The organism is Luteimonas suaedae (assembly GCF_008312895.1).
Lineage (GTDB): Bacteria > Pseudomonadota > Gammaproteobacteria > Xanthomonadales > Xanthomonadaceae > Luteimonas > Luteimonas suaedae.
The window spans coordinates 301,386-328,040 of the sequence record NZ_VSSP01000001.1; the positions used below are offsets into that span (position 1 = coordinate 301,386).

A 26,655-nucleotide genomic window follows, 5' to 3' on the forward strand; every position below is an offset into this window, starting at 1 on the left:
GCGTACTCCGCAGGGGGCGGAGGGATGTCCGAGCACGTAGCAGCATGTTCCAGACGACAACAAGAGAACCCCCCTGTAAACGACTGATCGAGGGCATTCCCCCATGAAACATTCCCCCGTTCCATCGAAGAAAATCTCCCGCTCGCTACTCAGCTGCGCGCTGGCAGGTTGCCTGGCGCTCGCCGCCCCTGCTGCCCTGGCGCAGGCCACCTCCGCGACCCTGCGCGGTCGCGTCCTGACCGACTCCGAGCCGGCCGCGGGCGCGCAGGTCACCGCGACCAACGTCAACACCGGCCTCAGCCGGAGCGTGCAATCGACCGCCGCGGGCGGCTACAACCTCGCCGGCCTGCCGCCGGGTACCTATCGCGTGCAGGTGACCGCAAACGGGCAGGCCACGACCGAGACCGTGACCCTGCAGGTCGGCCAAACCGCCACCCTGAACCTCGGCGTCGGCGGTGTCGAAGAGGCCGCCCCGGCCCCCGAGGCCACCGAACTGGAGACGGTGACGGTGACCGGCACCATGCTGGCCGAGACCCGGACGTCCGAGATCGCGACCTACGTGTCGCCCAAGCAGATCGAGGCATTGCCGCAGGGCACGCGCAACTTCCTGGCCTTCGCCGATACCGTGCCCGGCGTGCAGTTCGTGCAGGACGCGAACGGCAATACCCGGCTGCGGTCCGGCACGCAGAGCGCCAGCAACGTCAACGTATACATCGACGGCGTAGGGCAGAAGAGCTACACGCTGCCCGGCGGCGTGGCGGGGCAGGATTCCACGCGCGGCAACCCGTTCCCGCAATCGGCGATCGGCGAGTACAAGGTCATCACCCAGAACTACAAGGCCGAGTTCGACCAGATCAGCAGCGCGGCGGTCGTCGCAGCGACCCGCTCGGGCACCAACGAGTTCGAAGGCAACTTCTTCTGGGACCACACATCCTCGGACTGGCGCAAGGCAACGCCAGCCGAAGAGGAGGATGGCGAGAAGACCTATTCCAAGGAGGAGCAGTACGGCGCCTCGCTTGCCGGACCGATCATTCCAGACCGGTTGCACTTCTTCGTTGCCTACGAGGCAAAGGATTACGTGACGCCGAAGACGGTGGAGCTCGGGCAAGAGGGTCGCTACGACGTCGACGACGTGCCGGACGAGTTGCTGGCGCAGCTCGGGCCGACGAATTCTCCGTTCAACCAGGACATGTACTTCGGCAAGCTGAGCTGGTCGATCAACGACTCCAACTTTCTGGAATTCACGGCGCAGGTGCGCGAGGAAGAGGAGATCATCGGGGTTGGCGATCAGAACGCACCGGAACGGGCGGTGTCGAATGCGAACGAGGTGACGCGATACGATCTGCGGTACCAGTTCAACAGCGAGCGCTGGCTCAACGATGCGCACGTCACTTTCGAGGACACCACTTTCGCGCCGCGAGGCGTGTCTCCGGAAGTCGGCTACGGTCTGCGGGTCTCCGACCTGTCACCGAACGAACGCCAGCAGACGGAGACGATCCTCAACGTCGGCGGCAATCCCAACAATCAGGACAAGGGGCAGCGCGGCTGGGGCTTCCAGAACGATCTGACCTTCTTCGGCTGGGAGGGGCACACCCTCAAGATGGGCGTCAAGTACAAGGACGTCGAGGTCGAGGCCACCGAGCGGCACTTCTCCAATCCGCAGTTCTACTACGACATCGGCGTCAGCACCGAACAGCCCTACCAGGTGGAGTTTGGTGTCGGCATCCCGGGCACCTCGGAAGGCTTCACCACCTCCAGCAACAAGCAGTTCGGCATCTACATCCAGGATGACTGGGAAGTCAACCAACACCTCACCCTGAACCTCGGCGTGCGCTGGGACTACGAGGAGACACCGACGTACGAGGACTATGTGACGCCGGCGGCGGTCGCAGATGCGTTGCGCGCCTGGCCGAACCTGCAGGGCCCGAATGTCGACTACGACATCGAGAACTACATCAGCGACGGCAGCAACCGCGACGCCTTCAAGGGCGCGTGGCAGCCGCGGGTGGGCTTCTCGTACGACGTCAACGCCGATGAGCGTTTCGTGGTCTTCGGCGGCGCTGGCCGCGCCTACGACCGCAACCTGTTCGACTACCTGCAGGTCGAGGTCAACCGTGCGTCGTTCGCGCGCTACAACGCATTCTTCGTCGAGGACGACGGCCAATGCAGGAACGAAGCGGGCTGCATCACGTGGGATCCGGCGTACTACGATCCTGACGTACTGGCAGACCTCGCTCAGACGCTGACGACCGGGCGCGAGTGGTACCTGAACAACAATGACCTGAAGGTTCCCTACTCGGACCAGTTCAGCCTCGGCGTGCGCAACATATTCGAGATGTTCGGCCACGAATGGAACAGCGAAGTTACGGTCTCGCACGTGCGCAGCCATGATGGAATCGTGTTCCGGCTCGGCAATCGCCGGGAGGACGGCAGTTTCTTCGAGAATCCGGGCGACACCTCGGGGGCGCCGTGGGGCTTCGCCTCGCCGGTCGGCAACATCCTGCTGGTCGACAACATGGCGGAGACCAAGACCAACTCGCTGCTGCTTAAGCTCGACAAGCCCTTCAGCGAGGACTCCGGCTGGGGCACGACGTTCGCCTATACCTATACCGACGGCGAGCAGAACATCCCGCCCGAGGGCTGGCCCGAGATTTTCTCGCGCCCGGACACCGACCACGTCGGCTGGCTGCCCGCGCGCAATGTCGCCGAGCACCGCTTCGTCGGCACGGCTATCTGGGACGGGCCATGGGGCATCACCTGGTCGGGCAAGCTGACGCTGGAAAGCCCCAAGCGCCAGATTTCGGAAAATTGCCTCGCGGGGCCGAATCTGTGCCAATGGGATTCCTTCACCCCCGACGGTACGATCGGACTCAAAAGGTTCGACCTTGCGGCGACCAAGACTTGGGATACCGGCACAGACATCAACTTCTACGTCCGCGCCGATCTGCTCAACGTGTTCAACTGGCGCAATTGGAGAGCTTTCGAGGACTACTGGGGCGATGTCGATGACGGACCCAATCCTGATCTTGGCGCCCACAGACTCGACATTTATGAGCCGATGCGCTCGTTCAAGCTCTCCTTCGGCGTGAACTGGTAAGCCTTGCTCCGCCGGCCGCCCTCGCAAGCGGGCGGCCGATTTTTTTTAAACTGCCCGTGTAAACGATTACAGAAAGGTTGTCATGATACGAATCGGTCGACGTTGCTGGATTCCCGCCTGCCTGGCCCTGCTGGGCCTGGCGCTGCTCGGCGGCTGCAAGCGGGAGGCGCCCGAGGTCGAGCCGCCGCGTCCCGGACCGATCGCGCAGGTGCCCGAACCCGAGCCGGAACCGCGGCCGGAGGACGCCGAGCCGGCGGGTCCGCCGGAACTGACGCCGCTGTTCCGCGACATCGAGAAGCGCACGTTCCAGTTCTTCTGGGACACCACCAACGAACTGAACGGACTGACGCCGGATCGTTTTCCGTCGCGCCCGTTCTCCAGCATCGCCGCGGTGGGCTTTGCGTTGACCGCCTATCCGATTGGGCTCGAGAACGGCTGGATCAGTCGCGAGCAGGCGGTGGAGCGCACGCTGACCACGCTGCGGTTCTTCCGCGACGCGGAGATGGGCCCCCAGGCCGAGGGCCGCACCGGCTACAAGGGGTTCTACTACCACTTCATCGACATGGACGACGGCCACCGCTACGAGCCGTGGGTGGAACTATCGAGCGTTGATACCGGCCTGCTGATGATGGGCGTGCTGTTCGCGCAGAGCTACTACGACGGCGACGGCGAGCGCGAGCAGGAGATCCGCGAGATCGCCGACGAGTTGTACCGGCGCGTGGAGTGGCCGTGGCTGCAGCAGCGGCCGCCGCTGATCTCGATGGGCTGGTATCCGGGGCGCGGGTTCATCCAGCACGACTGGACCGGCTACGACGAGGCGATGCTGGTCTACATCCTGGCGCTGGGCTCGCCCACGCACCCGGTCGAGCCCGAGGCGTGGGAGGCGTGGACGCGCACCTACGAGGAGAGCTGGGGCGTGTTCCAGGGCCAGGAGTACCTGAGCTTCGCCCCGCATTTCGGCCACCAGTACTCGCAGACCTGGGTGGATTTCCGCGGCATCCGCGACGCCTACATGCGCGAGCGCGGGATCGACTATTTCGAGAACAGCCGCCGCGCCACCTACGCGCAACGCCAGTACGCGATCGAGAACCCGATGCGGTGGAAGGACTACGGCGAGAACGTGTGGGGGCTGACCGCGAGCGACGGCCCGCAGCGCACCGACCAAGAGTACGAGGGCGAAGAGCGCCAGTTCCGCCACTACAGCGCCCGCGGCGCCGGCCTGCGCGTGGCCTTCGACGACGGCACCATTGCGCCCACGGCGGCGGTGGCCTCGATCGCGTTCGCGCCCGAGATCGTGATTCCGGCGACCGAGGAGATGCACCGGCGCTACGGCGAGCACCTGTTCTCCAGCTATGGCTTCCTCGACGCGTTCAATCCCAGTTTCGGCTACGACGTGCCGCTGAAGACCGGACGCATCGTGCCCGACATGGGCTGGGTGGCCAGCGATTACATCTCCATCGACCAAGGGCCGATTTTGGCGATGATCGCCAACTACCGCAACGAGTTCGTCTGGAAGGTCATGCGCAAGAACCCGTACATCCGCGAAGGCCTGCGTCGCGCCGGCTTCACCGGGGGCTGGCTGGAGGAGGCCGCGCAGGCGGAGGCGGGTGCCTCCGGGGAGGAGGGCAACGAACCGGAGGCAGAGGGTGGCGACCGCGTGGACGAAGAGGCGGCCGAAGCGGCGCCGCCGCCAGAGGCGCGGCCGCAGTAGGCTGTGGCGATGCTGTCGAAGCCGACAATGTGTTGCCACCAGCGCCGTACCGTAGGAGCGGCTTCAGCCGCGACCGCGCCGGGCGGCAGCATCGGTTCCCGCATCGATGAACGCGCCGCCGCGCGTTGCGAAGGGAAACTGCGGTGGACACGGTCGGCCGTCGGCTCGGTTGTGCCTGTCGGGCATTTTCGCGGCCTGTCGCGGCTGAAGCCGCTCCTACAGGGGGTGCTGCTGCTGGCAGTGCTGTGCGGCTGCGCGCGCACGACGGATCAGACCGTGATCCGGTTCTGGGCGATGGGGCGGGAAGCGGAGGTGGTGTCGGAGTTGATCGCCGATTTCGAGCGCGAGAACCCGGGGATCCGCGTGCGCGTGCAGCAGGTGCCGTGGACCTCGGCGCACGAGAAGCTGCTGACGGCGTTCGCCGCGGATGCGCTGCCGGACCTGTGCCAGCTCGGCAACACCTGGGTGCCGGAATTCGCGGTGCTGGGCGCGCTGGAGCCGCTGCAACCCTACGTCGGCAGGTCCGCCGTGGTGGAGCAGGGCGATTACTTCGAAGGCATCTGGAACACCAACGTCATCGACGGACAGCTGCTCGGTGTGCCCTGGTACGTGGATACGCGGCTGCTGTTCTATCGCAAGGACATTCTGGCCGACGCCGGCTTCGATGCGCCGCCAAGCTCCTGGGACGAGTGGGAGGCGGCGATGGCCGCGGTCGAGCGCGAGGTCGGCCCCGGGCGCTACGCCGCGATGCTGCCGCTCAACGAATTCGAACAGTTGCTGTCGCTGGGTCTGCAACAGGATGATCCACTGTTGCGCGACGACGCCACCCGCGGCAACTTCCGCAGCGACGGCTTTCGCCGCGCGCTGGCCTTCTACGCCAACACTTTCGAACAGGGCTGGGCGCCGCCGATGTCGGAGACGCAGATTTCCAACGTCTGGGACGAGTTCGGGCGCGGTTTCTTCACGTTCTACGTCTCCGGCCCCTGGAACATCCGCGAGTTCCGCAACCGCCTGCCGGCGGACGTGCAGGACGACTGGAGCACGGCGCCGCTGCCGGGACCAGACGGCCCGGGCGCGGGCATCGCCGGCGGTACCAGTCTGGTGATCTCGCGGCAGTCGGAACACAAGGCCGAGAGCTGGAAGCTGATCGAGTTCCTGTCGCGCCCCGATATCCAGCAGCGTTTCCATGCCCTGATCGGCAACCTGCCGCCGCGGCGCAGTACCTGGGAATATCCGGAGCTGCAGCAGGACGAGTACGCGCAGGCCTTCCGTGATCAGCTCGAACGGGTGAAGCCGACGCCCAAGGTGCTGGAGTGGGAGCGGATCATGCAGGAGATGCGCCTGGCCAGCGAACGCGTGGTGCGTGGTGGCCTGTCGCAGGATGCGGCGGTGCGCCAACTTGATGCGCGCGTCGATGCGCTGCTGGAGAAACGCCGCTGGGTGCGCGAGCAGGGCGCCGCGCCATGAAGGCCCATCCTACTGTCGTGTGCGGTTCCGGGGGCCGCCCGCACCGTCATCCCGGCGGAAGCCGGGATCCAGCTCGCTCCGGTCCGGCCATAAGCTGGATCCCGGCTTTCGCCGGGATGACGGGTCGTCGGCATCTCGCCGGAACGGTCTCGCCGCCGCCGGAGGCATGGCGTCATGCGCGCTAGTCTTGCCGGCTGGATGTTCGCTGCGCCGGCGCTGGTGGTGCTGGGCGTGTTCTTCGCCATCCCGGTCGCCTCAGCGCTGCTGCTCAGCCTGACCGACTTCGATCTCTATGCGCTGGCCGACCTGGACAACCTGCGGTTCGTGGCGTTGGACAACTACCTCGAGCTGCTGCGCACGCCGCTGTTCTGGAAGTCGCTGGGCAACACCGCGTACTTCGTCGTCGTCGGCGTGCCGCTGTCGATCGCGGTGTCGCTGGGCGCGGCGATGCTGCTCAACGCCAGGGTGGCGCGTTTCAAGCCGCTGTTCCGCACCGCACTGTTCGCGCCGGTAGTGACCACGCTGGTCGCGGTAGCGGTGATCTGGCGCTATCTGTTCCACACCAGCTACGGCCTGGTGAACTGGGCGCTCGGCCACGTCGGCATCGCACCGGTCGACTGGCTGGGCGATCCGCGCTGGGCGATGCCGACCATCATCCTGTTCGCGGTGTGGAAGAACTTCGGCTACAACATGGTGATCTTCCTCGCCGGCCTGCAGGCAATCCCGCAGGACCTGTACGAGGCCGCGCGCATCGACGGCGCCTCGCGCTGGAAGCAATTCCTGCACGTGACCCTGCCGATGCTCGGGCCGGTGCTGCTGGTAGTGGGGGTGATCACCATTTCCGGCTATTTCCAGCTGTTCGCCGAACCCTACGTGATGACCCGCGGCGATCCGCTGCAGAGCACGGTCAGCGTGCTGTACTTCATGTACGAGGAAGGCTTCATGTGGTGGAACCTGGGGCGCGCCTCGGCGGTGGCGTTCCTGCTGTTCCTGATCATCCTCGCGGTGACCACGGTGCTGCTGCGTTTCGGCCGTCGCAGGCGGATGGTATGAACCGCGACGTCGGCACCAGCCGTTTGTCCGTGTTCGCCGTCAACGGTGCACTGGTGGCGCTGGCGTTGGTCGCGCTGGCGCCGCTGGCGTGGATGCTGTCGGTCTCGTTCATGCCGCAGGGCGAGGCCAGCGGGTTTCCGCCGCCGTTGCTGCCCTCGGCGCTCACCACCGGCAACTACGAGGCGTTGTTCGCGCGCGCCGGCATGGGCCGCTATTTCGTCAACAGTCTGATCGTGTCCGGGGCGATCACCCTGGGCGCGTTGCTGGTGAACACCCTGGCCGGCTACGCCTTCGCCAAGCTGCGCTTCCGCGGTCGCGAGCGGATCTTCCGGTGGCTGCTGGCGGCGCTGGTGATCCCGGCGCAGGTGGCGATGCTGCCGCTGTTCCTGATGATGAAGGGCCTCGGTCTGGTCAACAGTTTCGGCGCGGTGATCATCCCGGCGCTGGCGACGGTGTTCGGCATCTTCCTGGTGCGGCAGTACGCGCGCTCGATCCCGGACGAGCTGTTGGAGGCGGCGCGGATCGACGGCGCCGGGGAGCTGCGGATCTTCTTCCAGATCGTGCTGCCGATGCTCAAGCCGGTACTGGTCACACTGACCATCTTCACCTTCATGGCGGCCTGGAACGATTTCATGTGGCCGTTGATCGTGCTGACGGACCAGGACAACTACACCCTGCCGGTCGCGATCGCCGCGCTGTCGCGCGAACACGTGCAGGACGTGGAGCTGATGATGGCCGGCGCGGTGGTCACCGTGGTTCCGGTGCTGCTGCTGTTCCTGCTGCTGCAGCGGTATTACATCCAGGGTCTGCTGCTGGGGAGCGTCAAGGGGTGACAATGCGGTTTCCCGTAGGAGCGCCCCACGGGCGCGATACCGCGGGTGCTGGCCGGATCCGGTGGACGCCGCGATTCTGGACCGGCAGGTGCGTCGGTCACCGGGATTTGCGGGCGGTGCAATGTCCGCGGCATCGCGCCCATGGGGCGCTCCTACGGATGCGATCGTGCGTTAACCTGCCGCGGACCGTCTGGAGGCCGTGCGCATGTCCCGTCCCCCGATCCCCCTCTGGCCCGTTCCGCTCGCGATCGCGGTCACCCTGGTGGTGGCGGCGCACTGGGCGTGGTGGCTGTCGGTGCAGGCCGGGTACGTCCCGTTCTGCGTGCCCTATCTGGAAGGCTGCACCTCGATCAGCCGTGCGGCGCGGCATGGGCTGGGCAATCACGTGTTCCGGCTGCTGGTGCTGCCGTGCGCATTGCTGGTCGGCATCCACTGGTGGCTGGCGGCACGCTGGCTGCGCGAACGTGCCGGGACGTCCGCGGGAATCGCCGAGATGGGCGCGATCGGGGCGGTGGCGCTGGCGGTCTACGCCGCCTTTCTCGGCAGCGAGGGCGAGATGTACCGGTTCCTGCGCCGCTATGGCGTGATCGTCTATTTCGGCTGCAGCTATCTGGCGCAGCTGCTGTTCCTGCGGCTGGCGCGCCGGGCGGGCGGACTCGACCGCCTCACCGCGACGACAATGCTGACCGTCTGTGTCGCGATGCTCGTTCTGGGGATCACCAACGTCGTCGCCACCGCGCTGGCGGGCGGTACCGAGTTGCAGGATCGGCTGGAGAACGTGCTGGAATGGCACCTCGGGGTACTACTGGTCGGCTGGTTCCTGGCGCACGCGTGGCTGTGGTGGCGCGAGGGCTACCGATTGACCGAGGCCGGCCCGCCACCCCCGTAGGAGCGCCCCATGGGCGCGATACCGCGGGTGTCGGCAGGATCCGGTGGATGGCGCGATTCCGGGCCGGCAGGCACGTCGGTCACCGGAATTCGCGGGCGGCGAAATACCCGCGGTATCGCGCCCATGGGGCGCTCCTACGCGTGTAGATCGGCCCGGAGCCGGCGCGGTCTACAGGGGACGGCCGCGTACGCCCTCGACGATGGCGGCGGCCTTGGCGGCGCTGGCGGTGATCTTGTCGAACTCGCCGGCGTCGATCCACGCCTTCGGCACCATCCACGAGCCGCCGATGCAGACCACGTTAGGCTGCGCCAGGTAGTCCGCGGCATCATGCTCGCCGATGCCGCCGGTCGGGCACAGCTTCAGCCCGGCGAGCGGCCCGGCCAGGCCCTTGAGCATCGCCAGGCCGCCGACCGCGCTGGCGGGGAACAGCTTGCAGACGCGGAAGCCGCGCGCCATCAGCGCCAACAGTTCGGTCGGCGTGGCGGCGCCCGGCACCACCGGCAGCGGCGCTCGCGCCAGCGCGTCGGCCAGCGCCGGCGGCGTACCGGGCGTGACCAGGAAATCGGCACCGGCGTCGATCGACTGTCGGACCTGCGTCTCGTCAAGTACCGTGCCGGCGCCGATGACGATGTCCGGCAGCTCGTTCTTCAGCGCCGCCAGGGTTTCCAGTGCCGCCGACGTGCGCAGCGTCAGTTCCAGCGTGCGCAGGCCGCCAGACAGCAGCGCCTCGGCGATGCGGCGGCCCTGGTCGATGCTGTCGACGGTGATCACCGGCAGGATCCCGGCGGTGTGCAGCAGGCGTTCGGCTTCGGCTTGGTGCTGGTCGATGGTCATGGCGGTCCGTTGGAGCGAGAAGTGAGTGAAGAGGAGCGAGGAGTGAGAAACGAGAGAAAGCTAAAAGCGAGGGAGTGAGAGTGAGAAGCGAGAGGTGCGAGCGCTGGGTGGAATCCGTGCCGTTGCATTTACTCGTTTCTCACTCCTCTCCACTCACTCCTCGCTCCTGCTTCAAGCATCCTTCGAAGCATGCGGCGCCGCCGCGGCATCGGCGCTCTCGCCGAGTTCGTACTCGGCATCGTATTCCCACCAGTTGGCGCCGTCGTGCTGCGGCGGGCCGCAGGAGATCGAGAGCGCGCCCTGGTCGGCGCGGCCGACGACTTCGCGGTTGACCGCGAACAGGTTGCGGCCGATGTCCCAGGCCGGCGGCGTGGTATTGGCCTGCAGCGGCCGCGCGTCCCATTCGGCCGCGTCGACCAGCGCCTCCAGCGTGCCGCCTTCGCCGTCGAGGCGGACGAGGTCGCCGTCGCGCAGACGCGCCAGCGGGCCGCCGTGCGCCGCTTCCGGCGTGACGTGGATGGCGGCCGGGATCTTGCCGGAGGCGCCAGACAGGCGCCCGTCGGTGACCAGCGCCACGCGATGCCCGCGGTTCTGCAGCATGCCCAGCAACGGCGCCAGCGAGTGCAGCTCCGGCATGCCGTTGGCGCGCGGGCCCTGGTAGCGCACCACGGCGACGAAGTCGTGCGGCAGCGCGCCGGCCTTGTGCAGCCGGTTCAATGCCTGCGGCGTGTCGACCACGACCGCCGGGGCCTCGATGTGGCGGAATTCCGGCTTCACCGCCGACAGCTTGATCAGCGCACGGCCGAGATTGCCGCGCAGTAGGCGCAGACCGCCCTGCGCCTCGAACGGCGCGGAGACCGGCCGCACCACCGACTCGTCGGCGCTCGCCGCCACGCCCGGCGCGTAGTCGAGCGCGCCGTCGATCACGCGCGGCTCGTCGCAATAGGCGCGCATGCCACCCGGCACCACCGTGGGAATGTCGTCGTGCATCAGGCCGGCGTCGAGCAGTTCGCGGAACACGTAGGCGATGCCGCCGGCGGCGGCGAAATGGTTCACGTCGGCCTCGCCATTGGGATACACGCGCGCCAGCAACGGCACGATCTGCGACAGCGCGTCCATGTCGTCCCAGGTCAGCACGACGCCGGCGGCGCGCGCCACCGCGATCCAGTGGATGGTGTGGTTGGTGGAGCCGCCGGTCGCCATCAGCGCGACCAGCGCGTTGACGATCGCGCGCTCGTCGATCATCTGCCCGATCGGGCGGTAGTCGGCGCCGAGCGCGGTGATGCGCAGCGCGCGCTCGACCGCGGCGCGGGTGAGCGCATCGCGCAGCGGCGTGCCGGGATTGACGAACGACGAGCCGGGAAGCTGCACGCCCATCGCCTCCAGCAGTACCTGGTTGGAGTTGGCGGTGCCGTAGAAGGTGCAGGTGCCGGGCGAGTGATAGGAGCCGGCCTCGGCTTCCAGCAGTTCCTCGCGGGTGGCCTCGCCGGCGGCGTAGCGCTCGCGCACCTCGGCCTTCTGCTTGTTGGGGATGCCGGAAGGCATCGGCCCGCCGGGCACGAATATCGAGGGCAGGTGGCCGAAGGCCAGCGCGCCGATCAGCAGGCCGGGCACGATCTTGTCGCAGATGCCCAGGTACACGGCGCTGTCGAACATGTCGTGCGACAGCGAGATCGCGGTCGCCTGCGCGATCACGTCGCGCGAGAACAGCGACAGCTCCATGCCGGCGCGGCCCTGGGTGACGCCGTCGCACATCGCCGGCACGCCGCCGGCGACCTGGGCGGTGGCGCCGAGCTCGCGCGCGGTCTTGCGGATCAGCTCCGGGTAGTGCTCGTAGGGATGGTGCGCCGAGAGCATGTCGTTGTAGGCGGTGACGATGCCGAGGTTGGGCGTGGCCTCGCCGCGCAGGCGCGACTTGTCGGTCGGGCCGCAGGCGGCAAAGCCGTGGGCGAGGTTGGCGCAGCTCAGATGGCCGCGTAGCGGCCCGGCGGCGTGCATGGCCTCGATGCCATCGAGATAGGCGCGCCGCGAGTCGCGGCTGCGCTCGCGGATGCGTTCGGTGATGTCGTGGAATCGTGGGTGCAGGGTCATGGGGATCGCTGTGGGGAGGTAGGTTCGATCATGTCGCAACGCCCGTAGGAGCGCGCCATGCGCGCGATACCGCGGGCGCATGGCCGCCACGGGATTTCCGGACACCGGCGCGCCTTCCGGCTCGCGCAGGGGCCGTCAATGGGCCAACACCGGAAACGCCCGCGGTATCGCGCGCATGGCGCTCCTACGGGCACCAGTGCACGTGCAAGGGTGCGCCCGGCGTGGTGAAAGCGATGCGTGCGGGATACTCGTACGGGTCGTCGCCGTCGAGCACGCGGTCGAGCAGCTCGCGCTTCTTCTGTCCGCGAATCAGCAGCAGGCGGGTGTGCGCGGGGCGCAATCCGGCCGGGGTCAGGCTGATGCGCCGCAGCCAGGTTCCGGCGCCGGCGCAGCCGCTGGCATCGACCGCGACGTAGGCCGCGGAGGTCTCCAGCGCCAGGTCGAGGTCGCGCATGCGCGGGAACAGCGAGGCGGTGTGTCCGTCCTCGCCCATGCCCAGCACCACGACATCGGGCGGCTGCCGGGCGTGCATGTTGGCGGTGGCGACCGCTTCCTCGATGCCGCGACCGGGGCGGGTCAAGGTCTCGAAGCGGGCCGCGGCGGCGTTGCGCTGGAGCAACGATTCCCGGACCAGCCGGGCGTTGCTGTCCTGGTCGTCGGGCAGCAGCCAGCGCTCGTCGACCAGGGCGACGTCGATGTGCTGCCAGTCGAGCGGCGCCTTCGACAGGGCGGTATAGACCGCGGCTGGCGTGGTGCCGCCCGACAGCAGCAGGCGTGCCCGCGCCTGTCCCTGCAGGCTGCGACCGAGCGCCGAGGAAATCGACACCGCCGCCCCCCAGACCCACTGCGTCACGGAATCGTAGACATGCAGGCGCACCTGCGAGCCTTCCGCCGCCGTGGAGGTCTCGATGATCGGCGGGCGCTCGTCGTTCACGCCGCCTGCTCCCGCGGAGAAGTGCGCCCGGCGAGGGCGGCGGCGCCGAGCAGGCCGGCATGCGGGTGCAGCACCGCCACCGACGGCACCCGCGCCATGTTCGACGAGAACCGCCCCTTGTGCTCGAAGCGCTGGCGGAACCCGGAGTGGCGCAGTTCCTCGAGCATCTTCGGCACCAGGCCGCCGGTCAGGAACACGCCGTCCCAGGCGCCGAGGGTGAGCGCGAGGTCGCCGGCGATGGCGCCGAACACCGCGCAGAACACGTCGACCGTGCGCATGCTGCGCGGATCGCCGGCGCGCGCGCGCAGGGTGATGTCGACCGGCTGCACCGGCCCCGGATCCTCGCCGGCGATCTCCGACAGCGCGCGGTAGATGTTGACCAGGCCGGGCCCGCAGATCAGGCGCTCGTTGGAGACACGGCCGAATTGCCGCGACAGGTGGTCGAGAATCGCCAGTTCCTCGGGCGTGCCCGGCGGAAAGCTGACGTGGCCGCCTTCGGTCTCCAGCGGATAGTGGTGGCCGTCGCGGATCAGCAGCCCGCCGACGCCGAGCCCGGTGCCGGGGCCGATCACGGCATAGGTGCAGTCACCGTCGCCGTCGTGCGGACGCCAGGGGGCGCCGCCGACCAGGGCGACGTCGCCGGCGCGCAGCAGTGGAATCGCCATCGACTGCGCGGCGAAATCGTTGATCAGCGTTGCCTGCCCGAGCCCGAGCTGCGTGCGCAGGCGGGTGCGCGAGATCACCCAGGGATGGTTGGTGATGCGCGCCTCGTCGTCCTCGACCCGGCCGGCGACCGCGAACACGCCGTCACGCACTTCGGCGCCGGTCTGTTCCAGGTAATGCCGCGCGGCGTCAGCCAGCGAGGGGAACTCGGTGACGGTGTACTCGCGGATGCTGTCGTCGAGCAGGGGCATCGGTGCGGCCGTGTCCGCCAACGCGAAGCGCGCGTTGGTGCCGCCGATGTCGGCCAGCAGGACGTGGGCGGCGGTGGCGCTCATCCCTTGCGCTTCCCGTTGCCGGACAGCGTTGTCGGCAGGAAAGGCGCCGCGGCCGGCGGCCCCCATGATCCGGCCGGATACGGTTGGGTGCCGACGCCGGCCTCGCGCCAGGCGTCGCTGACGCTGTCGATCCAGCGCCAGGCCGCCTCGACCTCGTCGTCGCGCACGAACAGCGTCTGGTCGCCCTTGAGCGCATCGATCATCAGCCGCTCGTAGGCGATCCGGCGCTTGGGCGTCGGCGACATGGTCAGGTCCAGCGACATCGGCTGCAGTTCGGTCGCGCCCCATTCGGGCGCCGCCAGGCTGCCCATCAGGCCGAGCTCGATCGTCTCCTGGGGCTGCAGGCGCATGCGCATGCGATTGGGCGGCGCGCGCTCGGCGCTGGGGCGGTCGAACAGCCAGTGCGAGACCGGCCGGAACGACACCACCACCTCGGTGGCGCGTGCCGGCATCCGCTTGCCGGTGACCAGGCGGAACGGCACTCCCGACCAGCGCCAGTTGTCGATCCAGGCGCGCAGCGCGACGAAGGTGCCGACGTCGCTGTCGTGCTGGAAGCCCTTGACCGCGACACCGTCGACCACGCCGTCGCCGTAGCGGCCGCGCACGCTGTCGCGGGCGGCGTCGGCGGCGGTCATCGGGCGCAGTGCGCGCAGCACCTTGCGCTTCTCGTCGCGGATGCTGTCGGCGTCGATCTCCGAGGGCGGTTCCATGGCGATGAGCGCGAGCAGCTGCAACATGTGGTTCTGCACCATGTCGCGCAGCGCGCCGTAGCCGGCATAATAGCCTTCGCGTCCATCGACGCCGGCGGTCTCGGCGACGATGATGTCGACCGATTCGATCCAGCGCCGTTCCCACACCGCCTCGAGCAGGGTGTTGCCGAAGCGCAGCGCCAGCAGGTTCTGCACCGGCGCCTTGCCCAGGTAATGGTCGATGCGGAAGATGCGCGACTCGTCGAGGCTGGCGCGCAGCGTGGCGTTGATCGCGCGTGCCGAGGCGAGATCGTGGCCGATCGGCTTTTCCAGCACCAGCCGCGAAGGCGCCTCGAGCAGGCCGGCCGCCTTCAGGCCCAGACACGCCGGCGCGAACAGGTTGGGCGGCGTCGACAGGTAGCTCACCGCCGGGCGGTCGGCATAGCGCGACAGCGCCGCCTTCATCGCGTCGGCGTCGTTGAGATCGATCGAGTGATAGACGATACGTTGCAGCAGGTCGTCGAGCGCAACGTTGTCGCTGCGCTCGCCGTCGTCCATGCGCTCGCGCAACCAGCCGCGGAAGCCGTCGTCGTCGTGCTCGCTGCGCCCGATCGCGATCACGCGGAAGGACGCCGGCAGCAGGCGGTCGCGCATCAGGTGGAGCAGCGAAGGAAACAGGTAGCGTTGGGCGAGGTCGCCGGTGGCGCCGAACAACAGCAGGGTGTCGTGCATCGCTACTCCGAGGGGGGAGGTGATCTCAGTCCGGCAGGGGATCGGCCAGGTGCCTGCCGTGGCTGGCGATCACGCGGCCATACCAGAGCGCACTGTCCTTCGGGGTGCGCTGCTGGCTGTCGTAATTTACATGAACAATACCAAAGCGCTTGGAATAGCCCAATGACCATTCCAGGTTGTCCAGCAGCGACCAGGCCATATAGCCGCGCACGTCGACCCCGGACGCGATCGCATCGTGGATCGCCCGCAGGTGCTTGCGCAGGTAGTCGATGCGCAGCGGATCGCGGATCCGGCCTTCCTCGGCCACCGGTGGATCGAAGAACGCCGCGCCGTTCTCGGTGATGTAGACCGGGATGTCGCCATAGGTGTTCTTGAACCAGAGCAGCAGGTCGGTGAGTCCCTGTGGGAATACCTCCCAACCGGTTTCGGAATAGGTGCCCAGCGGTTGTCGCACCGCGCCGGCGTTGAGCGGATAGCTGTCGTCGGCACGGGTGACGCTGCGGGTGTAGTAGTTGATGCCGACGAAATCGAGCGGCTGCCGGATCAGGTCGAAATCCGCGTCCGGCCACTGCGGCCAGGCGTCGCCGAAGATCTCCTGCAACTGGACCGGATAGCGCCCCAGCAGTGCCGGATGCAGGTACTGCTCGTTCATGTACGCATGCGCGCGGGCTACCGCCGCCGCATCGGCGGCCGAGTCGCTGGCCGGGTACTTCGGCTCGATGTTCACCACCAGACCGATCTCGTGCTTGCCTTCGGCCCGGTACGCCTGTACCGCGGCGCCGTGCGCGCGCATCAGGTTGTGCGAGGCGATCGGCGCTTCGTACTTGCTGCGATGCCCGGGTGCCAGCGCGCCATGCAGGTAGCCGCCGTCGGTGACCACCCATGGCTCGTTCAGCGTCACCCACTTCTTCACCCGGCCGTCGAGGGCGCGATAGAGCACGCTGCCGTACTCGGCGAACCAGTCGGCGCTGTCGCGGTTGAGCCAACCGCCGCGATCGTCGAGCGCCGCCGGCAGGTCCCAGTGGTAGAGCGTCAACAGCGGCTCGATGCCGTTCTCCAGCAATGCATCGACCAGGCGCGAGTAGAAATCGAGGCCGGCCTGGTTCACCCGGCCGCTGCCCTCGGGCAGGATCCGCGACCAGGACACGCTGAACCGATAGGCCTGCAGGCCGAGCTCGCGCATCAGTTTCACGTCGTCCTGCCAGCGCCGGTAGTGATCGCAGGCGACGTCGCCGGTATCGCCGTTCATGGTCATGCCGGGCGTGTGGGCGAAGCGGGTCCAGATGCTGGGTCCGGCTCCGTCGGCCAGGGGCGAACCTTCGATCTGGTGGGCGGCGGTCGCCGCGCCCCAGAGGAATCCTTTCGGAAACTGGAAATCCTTGCCCGGTCCATTCATCGGCTGACGCCCTCCTGCTGCGGTATGAAAACGATTACATGGCAGAATACCGCATGCATCCGGCGAGTGTAATTGCCCGGTGCCACAGAACGGGCCGGGCGTATTCGTATGCTGCCGGACGGTGCGTGGACAGCGAACGGAGGGGTGATGGCGAAAGTGCAGCTGGACGGGATACGCAAGGTCTATCCGGACGGCTTCGTCGCCGTGCAGGGGGCCAGCTTCGAGGTCGCCGACGGCGAGCTGCTGGTGCTGGTGGGCCCTTCGGGCTGCGGCAAGTCGACCCTGCTGCGGATGATCGCCGGACTGGAGTCGATCACTGCCGGCACCCTGCGTATCGGCGATCGCGTGGTCAACGACGTCGCGCCCAAGGACCGCGACATCGCCATGGTGTTCCAGAGCTACGCGCTGTACCCGCACATGACGGTGGCCGAGAACCTCGCCTTCGGATTGAAGCTGCGCGGCCACGACAAGGCCGCGATCGGCGAACGCGTGGCCGAGGCGGCGAAGACGCTGGAGCTGGACGCGCTGCTCGAACGCCGGCCGGCCGCGCTGTCCGGCGGCCAGCGCCAGCGCGTGGCACTGGGCCGGGCGCTGGTGCGGCACCCGCAGGTGTTCCTGCTCGACGAGCCGCTGTCCAACCTCGACGCCAAGCTGCGGATGTCGATGCGGGTGGAGATCGCGCGCCTGCACCGGCGCCTGGGCGCCACCATGGTCTACGTCACCCACGACCAGATCGAGGCGATGACGCTCGGCCAGCGCATCGTGGTGCTCGACGCCGGCGAGATCCAGCAGATCGACACGCCGATGGCGCTGTACGAGAAGCCGGCCAACCGGTTCGTCGCCACCTTCCTCGGCAGCCCGGCGATGAACCTGCTGCGCGGGACCCTGGTGCGCGAGGACGGCCTGGTGCTGGTGCTCGGCGACGGCGCGCGGCTGCCGCTGGACGGCGACGACGTGCCGGAGGCCTGGATGGGGTGCGAGGTCGACGTGGGCATCCGCCCCGAGGACCTGCGGCGCGACGGCGGCGCGGGTGCCGCTTTCGCGCCGACGGTGGAGGTGGTGGAGCCGGTCGGCAACGAGGTCTTCGTCAACCTGCAGCAGGGGCCGCTGGCGCTGATCGCGCGGCTGCCGCCCGGCGAGCTGCCCGAGCCGGGCGCACGGCTGCCGCTGCGCGCCACGGCCGGACGGCTCCACGTGTTCGACCCGGGCACGGGCGAGCGCCTGCCGGGCTGACGCCCGCGGCCGTCTTCGCCCCCGTAGGAGCGCGCCATGCGCGCGATGCCGCGGGCATCTCGCCGCCAACGGGATTCCGGACACCGACGCGCCTTCCGGCTCGCGCAGGAGCCGCCCGATGGCCGGAACCGGACGCGCCCGCGGCATCGCGCGCATGGCGCGCTCCTACGGATGCGCCGAAGGCTGGCGGCCAACGGCGATGCCAATCTGTATATAGCCAGGTCCGTCACGATGGACCAACGCGTCATCATTCCTTGGCTGAGATGCGGGTCATTCACTGCATCGCCCGAGGCGACGGGGGCCGCTTTGTTGCAGTGGAAAGGGCGGCCTGGCGCGGCATCGCGCGCATCGCGCGCGATCGGTGTCGCGGCGTCGGCTCAGGGAAGGACCGGCTGCAGGCCCACGCCGAGCCGGTTCCAGGCATTGATCGTGGCCACCGCCATGGTCAGTTCGGCGATCTCGTGCTCGTCGAAGTGGCCGGTCAGGGTCTCGTAGACGGCGTCCTCGGGCGCCCCCGACGGCAGCGTGGTCAACGCCTCGGCCCAGGCCAGGGCCGCGCCTTCGCGGGCATCGAAGAACCGGCTGTCGCGCCATGCGGCGAGGGTGTCGAGCTTGCGTGGCGCGATGCCGCCCTTGCGCAGCGCGGCGGCATGCATGTCCAGGCAGAACGCGCAGCCGTTGATCTGCGAGACCCGCTGGAACACGAGCAGCAGCAATTCTTCGCCCAGGCGGCCGCCGTGCAGGCCTTCGCTGATGGCGTACAGGCCGCGGAAGGCCTCGGGGACGTATTTCGGGTACTCGACGCGTCGGTATTGCATGTCTGTGGTTTCCATGGCGGCCGCCGTGGCCGCCTTCACCACAAGGACGCGGCAGTACCGGGCGGCGTGACACCCGGCGCCAGCTTGTCGGGGTTGGACAGGTGGAGCAGCTCCACGATCCGCTCGCCGTCGGTGACGATGACCATGACCGCTTCCAGCGTTCCGCCGCGGTGGCGCAGGATCGCCGGCTCGCCGTTGACCCTGCCGATGCGCCATTCGAGCGCCGGATCGGGGCGCCTGTACGCGGCCCAGAACAGCCGCGCGATGCGTTCGCCGCCCTGCAGCGGGCGGATCGCCGCGGGCGCCTTGCCGCCGCCGTCCGACAGCAGCCGCGCGTCCTCGCGCAACAGCGCCGTGATCGCGCGTCTGTCGCCGATGCGAGCGGCCTGCATGAAGCGCTCCAGCAGCACGCGATGGCGTTCGGGTTCCACCGCGAAGCGTGTCCGGCCGGACTGCACGCGCGACCGCGCACGGTGCACCATCTGCCGGCAATTGGCCTCGCTGTGGCCGAGCAGCAGCGCGATCCGCGCGTAGTCGTAATCGAAGGCTTCCTTCAGCAGATAGGCCGCGCGTTCCTCCGGACCCAGGCGTTCCAGCACCGCCAGGAACGCCAGCGAGACCTGCTCGGCGATCGCCGTCGCGTCCTCGGGGCCGGGCGCCTCGTCGATCTCGGCGGGCTCGGGTAGCCATGGGCCGACATAGTGTTCGCGCTGGCTGCGGGCGGCGCGCAGACGATCGATCCCCAGCCGCGTGGTGGCGGTGACCAGCCAGGCCTCGGCATCGCGGATCCCTATCGTGTCCGCCTGGCGCCAGCGCAGCCAGGCGTCCTGGACCACGTCCTCGGCGTCGGTGCGGCTGCCGAGCAGGCGGTAGGCCAGGGCGAACAGGCGCGGGCGGTGGGTTTCGAAGATGCGATCGTCCGGGCTCATATCGTTGGGGACGGGGCAGGGCGGCGAGACGTGACAGGATGTCCGAATCCGGCGTCCCCGCGCAGGAGCGCGCCATGCGCGCGATGCCGTGGGCGCATCTGGCGCCGGCCATCGCGCGGCTCCTGCGCGAGCCGGAAGGCGCGTCGGTGCCCGGAATCCCGCGGCGGCGAACCGCCCGCGGCATCGCGCGCATGGCGCGCTCCTACGGATGCGCCGAAGGCGGGCGGCGGCGGACGGTGCGGTAAAATGGTGGCTGCAGACGCCACCCCACAGGCAGCCGTGACCAGTACCGCGACCGTCGTCCGCCAGGACGACTTCATCCAGAGCGTCGCCGACGCCCTGCAGTACATCAGCTACTACCACCCCGTCGACTACATCCGGAATCTCGCCGCCGCCTGGGAGCGCGAGGAGAGCCCGGCGGCGAAGGACGCGATCGCGCAGATCCTGATCAACTCGCGCATGTGCGCCGAGGGCCATCGCCCGATCTGCCAGGACACCGGCATCGTCACCGTGTTCCTCAGGATCGGCATGGACATACGCTGGGACGCGACCATGGGTGTCGAGGACATGGTCAACGAGGGCGTGCGCCGCGCCTACAACCACCCCGACAACAAGCTGCGCGCCTCGGTGCTGGCCGATCCGGCCGGGCGCCGCCGCAACACCGGCGACAACACGCCCGCGGTGGTGAACATGTCGGTGGTGCACGGCAACACCGTGGACGTGATCGTCGCCGCCAAGGGCGGCGGTTCCGAGGCCAAGTCGAAGTTCGCGATGCTCAACCCGTCGGACTCGATCGTCGACTGGGTGCTGAAGACGGTGCCGACCATGGGCGCCGGCTGGTGCCCGCCGGGCATGCTCGGCATCGGCATCGGCGGCACCGCCGAGAAGGCGATGCTGCTGGCCAAGGAAGCGCTGATGGAGCCGATCGATATCGTCGACCTGAAGGCGCGCGGCCCGTCGAACCGGATCGAGGAGCTGCGGCTGGAGCTGTTCGACAAGGTCAACGCGCTCGGCATCGGCGCCCAGGGCCTGGGCGGCCTGACCACCGTGCTCGACATCAAGATCCGCGACTATCCGACCCACGCGGCCAACCTGCCGGTGGCGTTGATCCCGAACTGCGCGGCCACCCGCCACGCGCACTTCGTGCTCGACGGTTCCGGCCCGGTGGCGCTGGAGCCGCCGTCGCTGGAGGACTGGCCGAAGCTCACCTACGACGCGTCCAAGGGCCGCCGCGTGGACCTGGACACCGTCACTCGCGAGGAAGTCGCCGGCTGGAAGCCCGGCGACGTGCTGCTGCTCAACGGCAAATTGCTGACCGGGCGCGACGCGGCGCACAAGCGCATGGTGGAGATGCTCGATCGCGGCGAAACGCTGCCGGTCGATTTCGCCGGGCGTTTCATCTACTACGTCGGCCCGGTCGATCCGGTGCGCGACGAAGTGGTGGGACCGGCCGGCCCGACCACGGCGACGCGCATGGACAAGTTCACCCGGCAGATGCTGGAGCAGACCGGCCTGCTGGGCATGGTCGGCAAGGCCGAGCGCGGGCCGGCGGCGATCGAGGCGATCCGCGACCACCGCGCGGTGTACCTGATGGCGGTCGGCGGTTCGGCCTATCTCGTCTCCAAGGCGATCCGCGCCGCGCGCGTGGTCGCGTTCGAGGACCTGGGCATGGAGGCGATCTACGAGTTCGAGGTCCGGGACATGCCGGTGACCGTGGCCGTCGACGTCACCGGCGAGTCCGTGCACGTCACCGGCCCGCGCGAATGGCAGGCGCGGATCGGCGGCATTCCGGTGGTGGTCGAGGCGGCCTGAACGCGCCTGCGCCTGCGGCCGCGGTTCCGGTCCGGCGCCGTCCCGGAGGCGAGATGGGAGCGCAGGCATAATTCGCGTTCCTTCCCCGAGGCGAAGCTCCGATGGCCGCAACCCTCTACTACGCTCCCAGTACCGCCGCTCTGGTGGTGCACTGGCTGCTGATCGAACTGCAGGTACCGCACGAACTGCAGGCGCTCGATTTCGACCGGCACGAGCAGAAGTCGTCCGAGTACCTCAGGCTCAATCCTGCTGGCGTGGTGCCGACCCTGGTGCTCGACGGCGAGGTGCTGACCGAATCGACCGCCATCGTCCTGCACCTGGCCGACCTGCACCCGCAGGCGCAGCTGGCGCCTGCGCCGGGCACGGTGGAGCGCGCGCGCTACTACGTCTGGATCTGCTTCTGTGCCAACACGTTGCTGCCGGCCTATCGCGCCTGGTTCTACCCCGACGAGCCCGCCGGCGAGGCCGCCCAGGTCAACGCGAAGGCCTACGCGCGCGAACGCATCGAGTCGGCCTGGCAGCGCGTGGCAGACCATCTGCAGGCGGGCGGCCCGTACCTGCTGGGCGAGCACCTGTCGGCCGCCGACTTCCTGCTCACCATGCTGATGCGCTGGTCGCGCAACATGCCGCGGCCCAGCGACGAATGGCCGGCGCTGCACGCGCATGCGCAGCGGATGAAGGCGCGGCCGGCGTTCCAGGAGGCCTGCCGCCGCGAGGGCATCACCGACTGGCTTTGAAGTATCTTTGCGGTGGGCCTTGGCCCACCGTTGTCGTCGGCGCCTCAGCCGAGAAACTGCAGCCGCGCCAGATCCGCGTACAGGCCGCCCTGCGCCAGCAGCTCCTCGTGGGTGCCCTCGGCGACGATGCGGCCCTGGTCCATCACCACGATGCGGTCGGCCTTGAGCACAGTGGCCAGGCGATGGGCGATGACCAGGGTGGTGCGGCCCTGCATCAGGTTCTCCAGCGCGTGCTGCACCGCGCGTTCGCTCTGCGCGTCGAGCGCCGAGGTGGCCTCGTCGAGCAGCAGGATCGGCGCATCACGCAGCAGCGCCCGGGCGATGACCACGCGCTGCTGCTGGCCGCCGGACAGGCGCGCGCCGCGCTCGCCCAGCTGCTCGTCGTAGCCCTGGGGCAGGGCGGCGATGAAGGCGTGCGCCTCGGCGGATGCCGCCGCGGCCTCGACCTCGGCATCGCTCGCCTCCAGCCGGCCGTAGCGGATGTTGTCGCGGGCGCTGGCGGCGAAGATCGTCGGCTGCTGCGGCACCAGCGCGATGTGTTCCCGCAGGGCGACGGGGTCGAGCGCGCGCACGTCGACGCCGTCGACACGTATCGCGCCGGCCTGCGGATCATGGAAGCGCAGCAGCAGCGCGAACACCGTGCTCTTGCCGGCGCCGGAGGGCCCGACCAGGGCGACGGTCTCGCCGGGCTGCACGTGCAGCGAGAAATCCTCCAGCGCCGGTGCGTCGGCGCGCGCAGGATAGTGGAAGGTCACCTGGTCGAATTGCAGTTCGCCGCGCACCCGGGTCGGCAATGCTTGTGCGTGTTCGGGCGCCTGCAGCGTCGAGGTCTCGACCAGCAGCTCGTTGATCCGGCCCATGCCGCCGGCCGCGCGCTGCAGCTCGTTCCAGACCTCGGCCAGGGCGCCGACCGAGCCGCCGCCGAGCAGCGCGTACAGCACGAACTGGCCCAGCGTGCCCGGGCTCAACGTGCCGGCGGCGACGTCGTGCGCGCCCGACCACAGCACGATGGTGATCGCGCCGAAGATCGCGGTAATCGCCACCGCGGTGACGATCGCCTGCACGCCGATGCGTTTGCGCGCGGTCGCCACCGAGCGCGCCACGGCCTCGGCGAAGCGGCTCTGTTCCCAGGCTTCGCGCGCATGCGCCTGCACGGTGCGGATCGCGCCGAGGGTCTCGGCGGCCAGCGTGTTGGCGTCGGCGACGCGATCCTGCGCGCTGCGCGAGATCTTCTGCAGCCGGCGCCCGCCGAGCACCAGCGGCAGCACGAACACCGGAATGCCGATCAGGGTGTAGGCCGCCAGGCGCGGGCTGGTGACCACCAGCATCGTCATGCTGCCGAGCACCATCACCACGCTGCGCAGCGCCACCGACATGCCGGACCCGACCACGCTGCGCAGCAGTTCGGTGTCGGCGGACAGGCGCGAGACCAGCTCGCCGCTGCGGGTCCGCTCGTAGAACGCCTGGTCGAGGCCGACCAGGTGGGCGTACAGGCGGGTGCGCAGGTCGGCGATCACGCGTTCGCCCAGCAGCGAAACGAAGAAGAACCGCGCCGCGGTGGCGACCGCCAGCGCCACCGCCACCAGGAACAGCAGCGCGAACGCGGCGTCGATGTTGCTGCCGCTGCTGAAGCCGCGGTCGATCATCATCCGCACCGCCACCGGCAGGCTGAGCGTGGCCGCGGACGAGGCCGCCAACGCCAGCAGCCAGGCGACGAGCAGGCCGCGCTGGCGCAGCACGAACGGCCACAGCGTGCGCAGGGTGCCGATCGGCGCCTTGGTGCCGGATGGAGCCGTGGCTTCCCGCCCGGGAGCGGTGTCGGGAGTGTCGGTCATGATCGGAGGACGCGTCCTGCGCCTGGAACGGATGGAGCGTGCGAGCTTACGGGGACAGGCCCGTGACCGACAGTGCGGCGCCGACGGAGACGCGCGGTCACGACTTCCATCGCTCCCACGGTGGCGATGTCATTCCAGGTCCGATGGACGCCCGCGATTTCCTGGGAGTGGCGGCAGCATGCTGCCGCCGGGAAGTCGCGACGCCGCCGCCGGGAAAGGGCGCGGCAGCGGATCGCCCCGGTCAAGCGTCGCCGTCGAAGCGCACGCGGTCGCGGGTGGCGTCGCGCAGATGCGTCTTCAAGTCGTCGGCGCGCAGTTCGGGCAGGCGCAGGCGAAACCGCGCGCCTTCGGCAGCGAAGGTCTCGTCGAGCTTTTCCGCGGCGAACGCCTCCAGCGCGGTGTGGACCGCCCCGAGGTCGTCGAAGCCCGCGTGCAGGACGAGTTCCACCCGCGCCACCAGCGGCAGGCGTTCGGCCAGGCGCAGGCACTCGGCCGCCGCACCGCCGTAGGCGCGCACCAGTCCTCCGGCCCCCAGCTTGATGCCGCCGAACCAGCGCGTGACCACCACCGCTACCCGGTCGAAGCCCTGGCCATCGATGACGGACAGGATTGGCCGTCCGGCAGTGCCGGCGGGCTCGCCATCGTCGCTGGAGCGGTAATCGCCGCCGATGCGCCAGGCCCAGCAGTTGTGGTTCGCATTGGCGATCGCGACCTCCTGCAGCCAGGCCTGCGCGGCCGCGACGGTCTCGACGGCGGTCGCCCTTGCCTGGAAACGGCTGTGCCTGACCTCGATCGCGTGCGAGGCGGGGGCGGCGAGCGTATCCAGGCTCATTCCTCGAGCAGCCCGGACAGGTCCTCGGGCAGTTCGACCTCAGGATGGCGGCGATGGAACTCGCGCAGGCTTTCGCGCGCGGCCTCGTGTTCGCCATCCGCATGCAGTTCGCGGATGCGCGCCAGCCAGGCCTTGTGCACTTCCGGCGAGTCCGCGGTGGCCGGCGGCCGGTCGTCGAGCGGCTGATCGAGGAACGGATCCCGTTCCGCGCCCGCGGAGGACGCCGCAGGCAGGGGGGCGCCGGTGACCTCGGTGCGTTCGCGCGCATCACGTTGCGGCCGCGCGACCGCATCCGCTTGCGCGGCCGCACGCTGTTGCACGCTTCGGCGGCCGATCGCGGTCTCGACCGGCGGTGGCGATGGCACGAACGCCGGCTCGGCGGGCGGCAGCGGGGCCGGGGCGGGCGCCGGCACCGGCGCATCCAACACGATCGCGGATTCGTGCTGCCGTTCTCTGGTGCGGCGACTGGCCTCGTCCGCCTGTGCCTTCGCCTGGGCGGCTTCCGTCGCCTGCGGCGCGGTTTTGCGGACAGGGGCGGTATCCGCCTCCATCCCAACGCTGGCGCCCTCGGATGCCGGCTGCGATCGGGGCTGCTGCGGTGGCGCGAGCCCGCGTTCCGGAGCGGCCTGTTGCGCGGCGACCGGTCGCCGCGCGGACGCGTCGCGCGCATCGGCAGGGGTTGCCGGCACGTCCGTGATCGCTTGCGCGGCGGATTCGGCCGGGCGCGACGGAGGGGCAACCGACACCGGTGCCTCGGAAGCCGGCGGTGGCACCTGTTGCGGAAGCGGCCGCAACTGCCAGGCGATACCCACGGCCAGTGCCAGCGAGGCGGCGATCCCGAGCGTCGCGGGCCAGCGGCGGCGGCGCGGTCGCGCCGTGACCGTCGTTGTTTCCGTCGCCGCTGCGCGCGCCGCCGCCAGGATCCGCGCGTCCAGCGCCGGCGACGGCTCCGCGCGCGGCGAGGTCCGCGCCAGCCGCTCGGCGAGTGCGCGTTCCTCCGGGGTCAGTGGGTCGCGATCGTGGGTCATGCGCCGAGTCCTGCCCGCAGTTTTTCCATCGCGTAGCGCAGCCGCGACTTCACAGTCTCGCGGCCGACGCCGGTGATCGCGCCGATTTCCTCCAGGCTCAATTCCTGCTCCAGCCGCAGCATGATCACCTCGCGCTGCTCTTCGGGCAGCTCGTCCAGTGCCAGTTGCAGTCGCCGCCGCTGCTCGAACTCTGACAGGCTACGCTCCGGGGTGTCGTCGTCCGGTACACGCGCCACCCGGGCATCGGCATCGTCCGGCGCCGGCGGGCGGTGCCGCTGCGCGCGCCAGTGATCGTTGAGGCGGTTGCGGGCGATCCGGTACAGCCAGGTGGCGAACTGTGCTTCCGGCTTCCAGCGCGTGCGCGCCGCGATCACGCGCTGCCAGGTGTCCTGGAAGGCCTCGTCGACCAGGGCGGCATCGCGCAGCTGCCGCAGCAAAAACCGATACAGCCGGGTGCGATGGCGCGCGTACAAGTGCTCGAACGCCACGGCGTCGCCGCCGGCCCAGGCCAGCATCAGCGCTTCGTCGCTGGTTTCCTCTTGATCCTGGCGGGCGGCGTCGTTCACCGCCGGCAGGTTAAGCGCTGGCGGCAGGCAGGTGAAGCCCGTCCGCGGCAGGCATGGGATGCGGGCGTGCCGGAAGCAGGGTGCATGCGTCATGCAGCGGCCAACGGCCGGCACGGCCGTTCGGGGTCGAAACTGCCTGCG

22 protein-coding genes are annotated in these 26,655 nt (G+C 69.2%); 10 read left to right on the plus strand and 12 right to left on the minus strand.

The genetic code is table 11. The annotated features are described in order from the left end of the window. The first annotated feature begins 103 nt into the window (after nt 1-103). The 6 genes from FXO19_RS01380 to FXO19_RS01405 all read left to right on the plus strand — a co-directional run bounded on the left by FXO19_RS01380 (nt 104) and on the right by FXO19_RS01405 (nt 9,050). Nucleotides 104-3,097 carry a TonB-dependent receptor gene (locus FXO19_RS01380; protein WP_149193260.1) on the plus strand — a complete coding sequence of 998 codons (2,994 nt, stop codon included), beginning with the start codon at nt 104-106 and terminating at the stop codon, nt 3,095-3,097. 82 nt (nt 3,098-3,179) lie between these two features. Then, nucleotides 3,180-4,808, plus strand: coding sequence for a glucoamylase family protein (locus tag FXO19_RS01385; RefSeq protein ID WP_149193261.1), 1,629 nt, complete (start codon nt 3,180-3,182; stop codon nt 4,806-4,808). A gap of 195 nt (nt 4,809-5,003) precedes the next feature. Beyond that, entirely contained in the window at nt 5,004-6,275 is a 1,272-nt protein-coding gene (locus tag FXO19_RS01390; RefSeq protein ID WP_255516281.1) for a sugar ABC transporter substrate-binding protein, read from the plus strand. A 174-nt stretch (nt 6,276-6,449) separates the two neighbouring features. Next, entirely contained in the window at nt 6,450-7,328 is an 879-nt protein-coding gene (locus FXO19_RS01395) for a carbohydrate ABC transporter permease (RefSeq protein ID WP_149193262.1), read from the plus strand. Further along, nucleotides 7,325-8,161 carry a carbohydrate ABC transporter permease gene (locus FXO19_RS01400; RefSeq protein WP_149193263.1) on the plus strand — a complete coding sequence of 279 codons (837 nt, stop codon included), beginning with the start codon at nt 7,325-7,327 and terminating at the stop codon, nt 8,159-8,161. The genes FXO19_RS01395 and FXO19_RS01400 overlap by 4 nt, the downstream gene beginning before the upstream one ends. A 205-nt stretch (nt 8,162-8,366) precedes the next feature. Continuing rightward, a complete protein-coding gene (locus tag FXO19_RS01405; protein ID WP_149193264.1) occupies nt 8,367-9,050 on the plus strand; it encodes a hypothetical protein in 684 nt (227 codons plus the stop codon). A 168-nt stretch (nt 9,051-9,218) separates the two neighbouring features. On the opposite strand, the gene FXO19_RS01410 is transcribed toward FXO19_RS01405, so the two are convergent. The 6 genes from FXO19_RS01410 to FXO19_RS01435 form a co-directional block, all read right to left on the minus strand. Then, nucleotides 9,219-9,884, minus strand: coding sequence for a bifunctional 4-hydroxy-2-oxoglutarate aldolase/2-dehydro-3-deoxy-phosphogluconate aldolase (locus FXO19_RS01410; RefSeq protein ID WP_149193265.1), 666 nt, complete (start codon nt 9,882-9,884; stop codon nt 9,219-9,221). 171 nt (nt 9,885-10,055) lie between these two features. After that, the gene (gene edd / locus FXO19_RS01415; protein ID WP_149193266.1) at nt 10,056-11,975 is read right to left on the minus strand and encodes a phosphogluconate dehydratase; all 1,920 of its coding nucleotides are present in this window, start codon (nt 11,973-11,975) and stop codon (nt 10,056-10,058) included. Nucleotides 11,976-12,159: 184 nt separating this feature from the next. Then, on the minus strand, nt 12,160-12,909 hold the full coding sequence (gene pgl / locus FXO19_RS01420; RefSeq protein ID WP_255516218.1) for a 6-phosphogluconolactonase: 750 nt from the start codon (nt 12,907-12,909) through the stop codon (nt 12,160-12,162). After that, the gene (gene glk / locus FXO19_RS01425; protein WP_149193267.1) at nt 12,906-13,907 is read right to left on the minus strand and encodes a glucokinase; all 1,002 of its coding nucleotides are present in this window, start codon (nt 13,905-13,907) and stop codon (nt 12,906-12,908) included. Before glk ends, pgl begins: the two co-directional genes overlap by 4 nt. Further along, a complete protein-coding gene (zwf, locus tag FXO19_RS01430) occupies nt 13,904-15,328 on the minus strand; it encodes a glucose-6-phosphate dehydrogenase (protein ID WP_149193268.1) in 1,425 nt (474 codons plus the stop codon). Before zwf ends, glk begins: the two co-directional genes overlap by 4 nt. 25 nt (nt 15,329-15,353) lie before the next feature. After that, entirely contained in the window at nt 15,354-16,724 is a 1,371-nt protein-coding gene (locus tag FXO19_RS01435) for a GH1 family beta-glucosidase (RefSeq protein WP_149193269.1), read from the minus strand. Between the two features lie 147 nt (nt 16,725-16,871). On the opposite strand from FXO19_RS01435, the gene FXO19_RS01440 reads away from it, so the two are divergent. Then, a complete protein-coding gene (locus FXO19_RS01440; RefSeq protein ID WP_149193270.1) occupies nt 16,872-17,957 on the plus strand; it encodes an ABC transporter ATP-binding protein in 1,086 nt (361 codons plus the stop codon). 377 nt (nt 17,958-18,334) lie between these two features. Here FXO19_RS01440 and FXO19_RS01445 read toward each other — a convergent pair whose 3' ends face one another. Both FXO19_RS01445 and FXO19_RS01450 read right to left on the minus strand, forming a co-directional pair. Then, entirely contained in the window at nt 18,335-18,775 is a 441-nt protein-coding gene (locus FXO19_RS01445; RefSeq protein WP_149193271.1) for a carboxymuconolactone decarboxylase family protein, read from the minus strand. A 35-nt stretch (nt 18,776-18,810) separates the two neighbouring features. Next, on the minus strand, nt 18,811-19,704 hold the full coding sequence (locus FXO19_RS01450) for an RNA polymerase sigma-70 factor (protein ID WP_149193272.1): 894 nt from the start codon (nt 19,702-19,704) through the stop codon (nt 18,811-18,813). A 74-nt stretch (nt 19,705-19,778) separates the two neighbouring features. Between FXO19_RS01450 and FXO19_RS19060 the strand changes: the two genes are divergently transcribed. From FXO19_RS19060 to FXO19_RS01460, 3 genes are all read left to right on the plus strand, one after another. Continuing rightward, nucleotides 19,779-19,949: a hypothetical protein gene (locus tag FXO19_RS19060; RefSeq protein ID WP_187775580.1), complete on the plus strand. Its 171-nt coding sequence runs from the start codon at nt 19,779-19,781 to the stop codon at nt 19,947-19,949. Between the two features lies 1 nt (nt 19,950). Continuing rightward, a complete protein-coding gene (locus FXO19_RS01455) occupies nt 19,951-21,516 on the plus strand; it encodes a fumarate hydratase (protein ID WP_149193273.1) in 1,566 nt (521 codons plus the stop codon). Nucleotides 21,517-21,617: 101 nt separating this feature from the next. Next, nucleotides 21,618-22,253: a glutathione S-transferase family protein gene (locus FXO19_RS01460; RefSeq protein ID WP_149193274.1), complete on the plus strand. Its 636-nt coding sequence runs from the start codon at nt 21,618-21,620 to the stop codon at nt 22,251-22,253. Between the two features lie 44 nt (nt 22,254-22,297). Here FXO19_RS01460 and FXO19_RS01465 read toward each other — a convergent pair whose 3' ends face one another. The 4 genes from FXO19_RS01465 to FXO19_RS01480 all read right to left on the minus strand — a co-directional run bounded on the left by FXO19_RS01465 (nt 22,298) and on the right by FXO19_RS01480 (nt 26,607). Further along, entirely contained in the window at nt 22,298-24,022 is a 1,725-nt protein-coding gene (locus tag FXO19_RS01465) for an ABC transporter transmembrane domain-containing protein (RefSeq protein WP_425481432.1), read from the minus strand. Between the two features lie 307 nt (nt 24,023-24,329). Further along, on the minus strand, nt 24,330-24,920 hold the full coding sequence (locus tag FXO19_RS01470; RefSeq protein WP_149193276.1) for an IMPACT family protein: 591 nt from the start codon (nt 24,918-24,920) through the stop codon (nt 24,330-24,332). Next, a complete protein-coding gene (locus tag FXO19_RS01475; protein ID WP_149193277.1) occupies nt 24,917-25,948 on the minus strand; it encodes a hypothetical protein in 1,032 nt (343 codons plus the stop codon). The genes FXO19_RS01470 and FXO19_RS01475 overlap by 4 nt, the downstream gene beginning before the upstream one ends. Continuing rightward, nucleotides 25,945-26,607, minus strand: coding sequence for an RNA polymerase sigma factor (locus FXO19_RS01480; RefSeq protein WP_149193278.1), 663 nt, complete (start codon nt 26,605-26,607; stop codon nt 25,945-25,947). The genes FXO19_RS01475 and FXO19_RS01480 overlap by 4 nt, the downstream gene beginning before the upstream one ends. Nucleotides 26,608-26,655 lie beyond the last annotated feature (48 nt).

What these genes read in the sequence shown, in the direction of transcription:
- FXO19_RS01470 (WP_149193276.1), bottom strand. Translation starts at nt 24,920, where the DNA reads ATGAGCCTGGATACGCTCGCCGCCCCCGCCTCGCACGCGATCGAGGTC.
- FXO19_RS01475 (WP_149193277.1), bottom strand. Translation starts at nt 25,948, where the DNA reads ATGACCCACGATCGCGACCCACTGACCCCGGAGGAACGCGCACTCGCC.
- FXO19_RS01480 (WP_149193278.1), bottom strand. Translation starts at nt 26,607, where the DNA reads ATGACGCATGCACCCTGCTTCCGGCACGCCCGCATCCCATGCCTGCCG.
- FXO19_RS01455 (WP_149193273.1), top strand. Translation starts at nt 19,951, where the DNA reads ATGGTGGCTGCAGACGCCACCCCACAGGCAGCCGTGACCAGTACCGCG.
- FXO19_RS01405 (WP_149193264.1), top strand. Translation starts at nt 8,367, where the DNA reads ATGTCCCGTCCCCCGATCCCCCTCTGGCCCGTTCCGCTCGCGATCGCG.
- edd (WP_149193266.1), bottom strand. Translation starts at nt 11,975, where the DNA reads ATGACCCTGCACCCACGATTCCACGACATCACCGAACGCATCCGCGAG.
- FXO19_RS01385 (WP_149193261.1), top strand. Translation starts at nt 3,180, where the DNA reads ATGATACGAATCGGTCGACGTTGCTGGATTCCCGCCTGCCTGGCCCTG.
- FXO19_RS01395 (WP_149193262.1), top strand. Translation starts at nt 6,450, where the DNA reads ATGCGCGCTAGTCTTGCCGGCTGGATGTTCGCTGCGCCGGCGCTGGTG.
- FXO19_RS01450 (WP_149193272.1), bottom strand. Translation starts at nt 19,704, where the DNA reads ATGAGCCCGGACGATCGCATCTTCGAAACCCACCGCCCGCGCCTGTTC.
- FXO19_RS01400 (WP_149193263.1), top strand. Translation starts at nt 7,325, where the DNA reads ATGAACCGCGACGTCGGCACCAGCCGTTTGTCCGTGTTCGCCGTCAAC.
- FXO19_RS01460 (WP_149193274.1), top strand. Translation starts at nt 21,618, where the DNA reads ATGGCCGCAACCCTCTACTACGCTCCCAGTACCGCCGCTCTGGTGGTG.
- FXO19_RS01410 (WP_149193265.1), bottom strand. Translation starts at nt 9,884, where the DNA reads ATGACCATCGACCAGCACCAAGCCGAAGCCGAACGCCTGCTGCACACC.
- glk (WP_149193267.1), bottom strand. Translation starts at nt 13,907, where the DNA reads ATGAGCGCCACCGCCGCCCACGTCCTGCTGGCCGACATCGGCGGCACC.
- FXO19_RS01445 (WP_149193271.1), bottom strand. Translation starts at nt 18,775, where the DNA reads ATGCAATACCGACGCGTCGAGTACCCGAAATACGTCCCCGAGGCCTTC.
- FXO19_RS19060 (WP_187775580.1), top strand. Translation starts at nt 19,779, where the DNA reads ATGCGCGCGATGCCGTGGGCGCATCTGGCGCCGGCCATCGCGCGGCTC.
- FXO19_RS01435 (WP_149193269.1), bottom strand. Translation starts at nt 16,724, where the DNA reads ATGAATGGACCGGGCAAGGATTTCCAGTTTCCGAAAGGATTCCTCTGG.
- zwf (WP_149193268.1), bottom strand. Translation starts at nt 15,328, where the DNA reads ATGCACGACACCCTGCTGTTGTTCGGCGCCACCGGCGACCTCGCCCAA.
- FXO19_RS01440 (WP_149193270.1), top strand. Translation starts at nt 16,872, where the DNA reads ATGGCGAAAGTGCAGCTGGACGGGATACGCAAGGTCTATCCGGACGGC.
- FXO19_RS01380 (WP_149193260.1), top strand. Translation starts at nt 104, where the DNA reads ATGAAACATTCCCCCGTTCCATCGAAGAAAATCTCCCGCTCGCTACTC.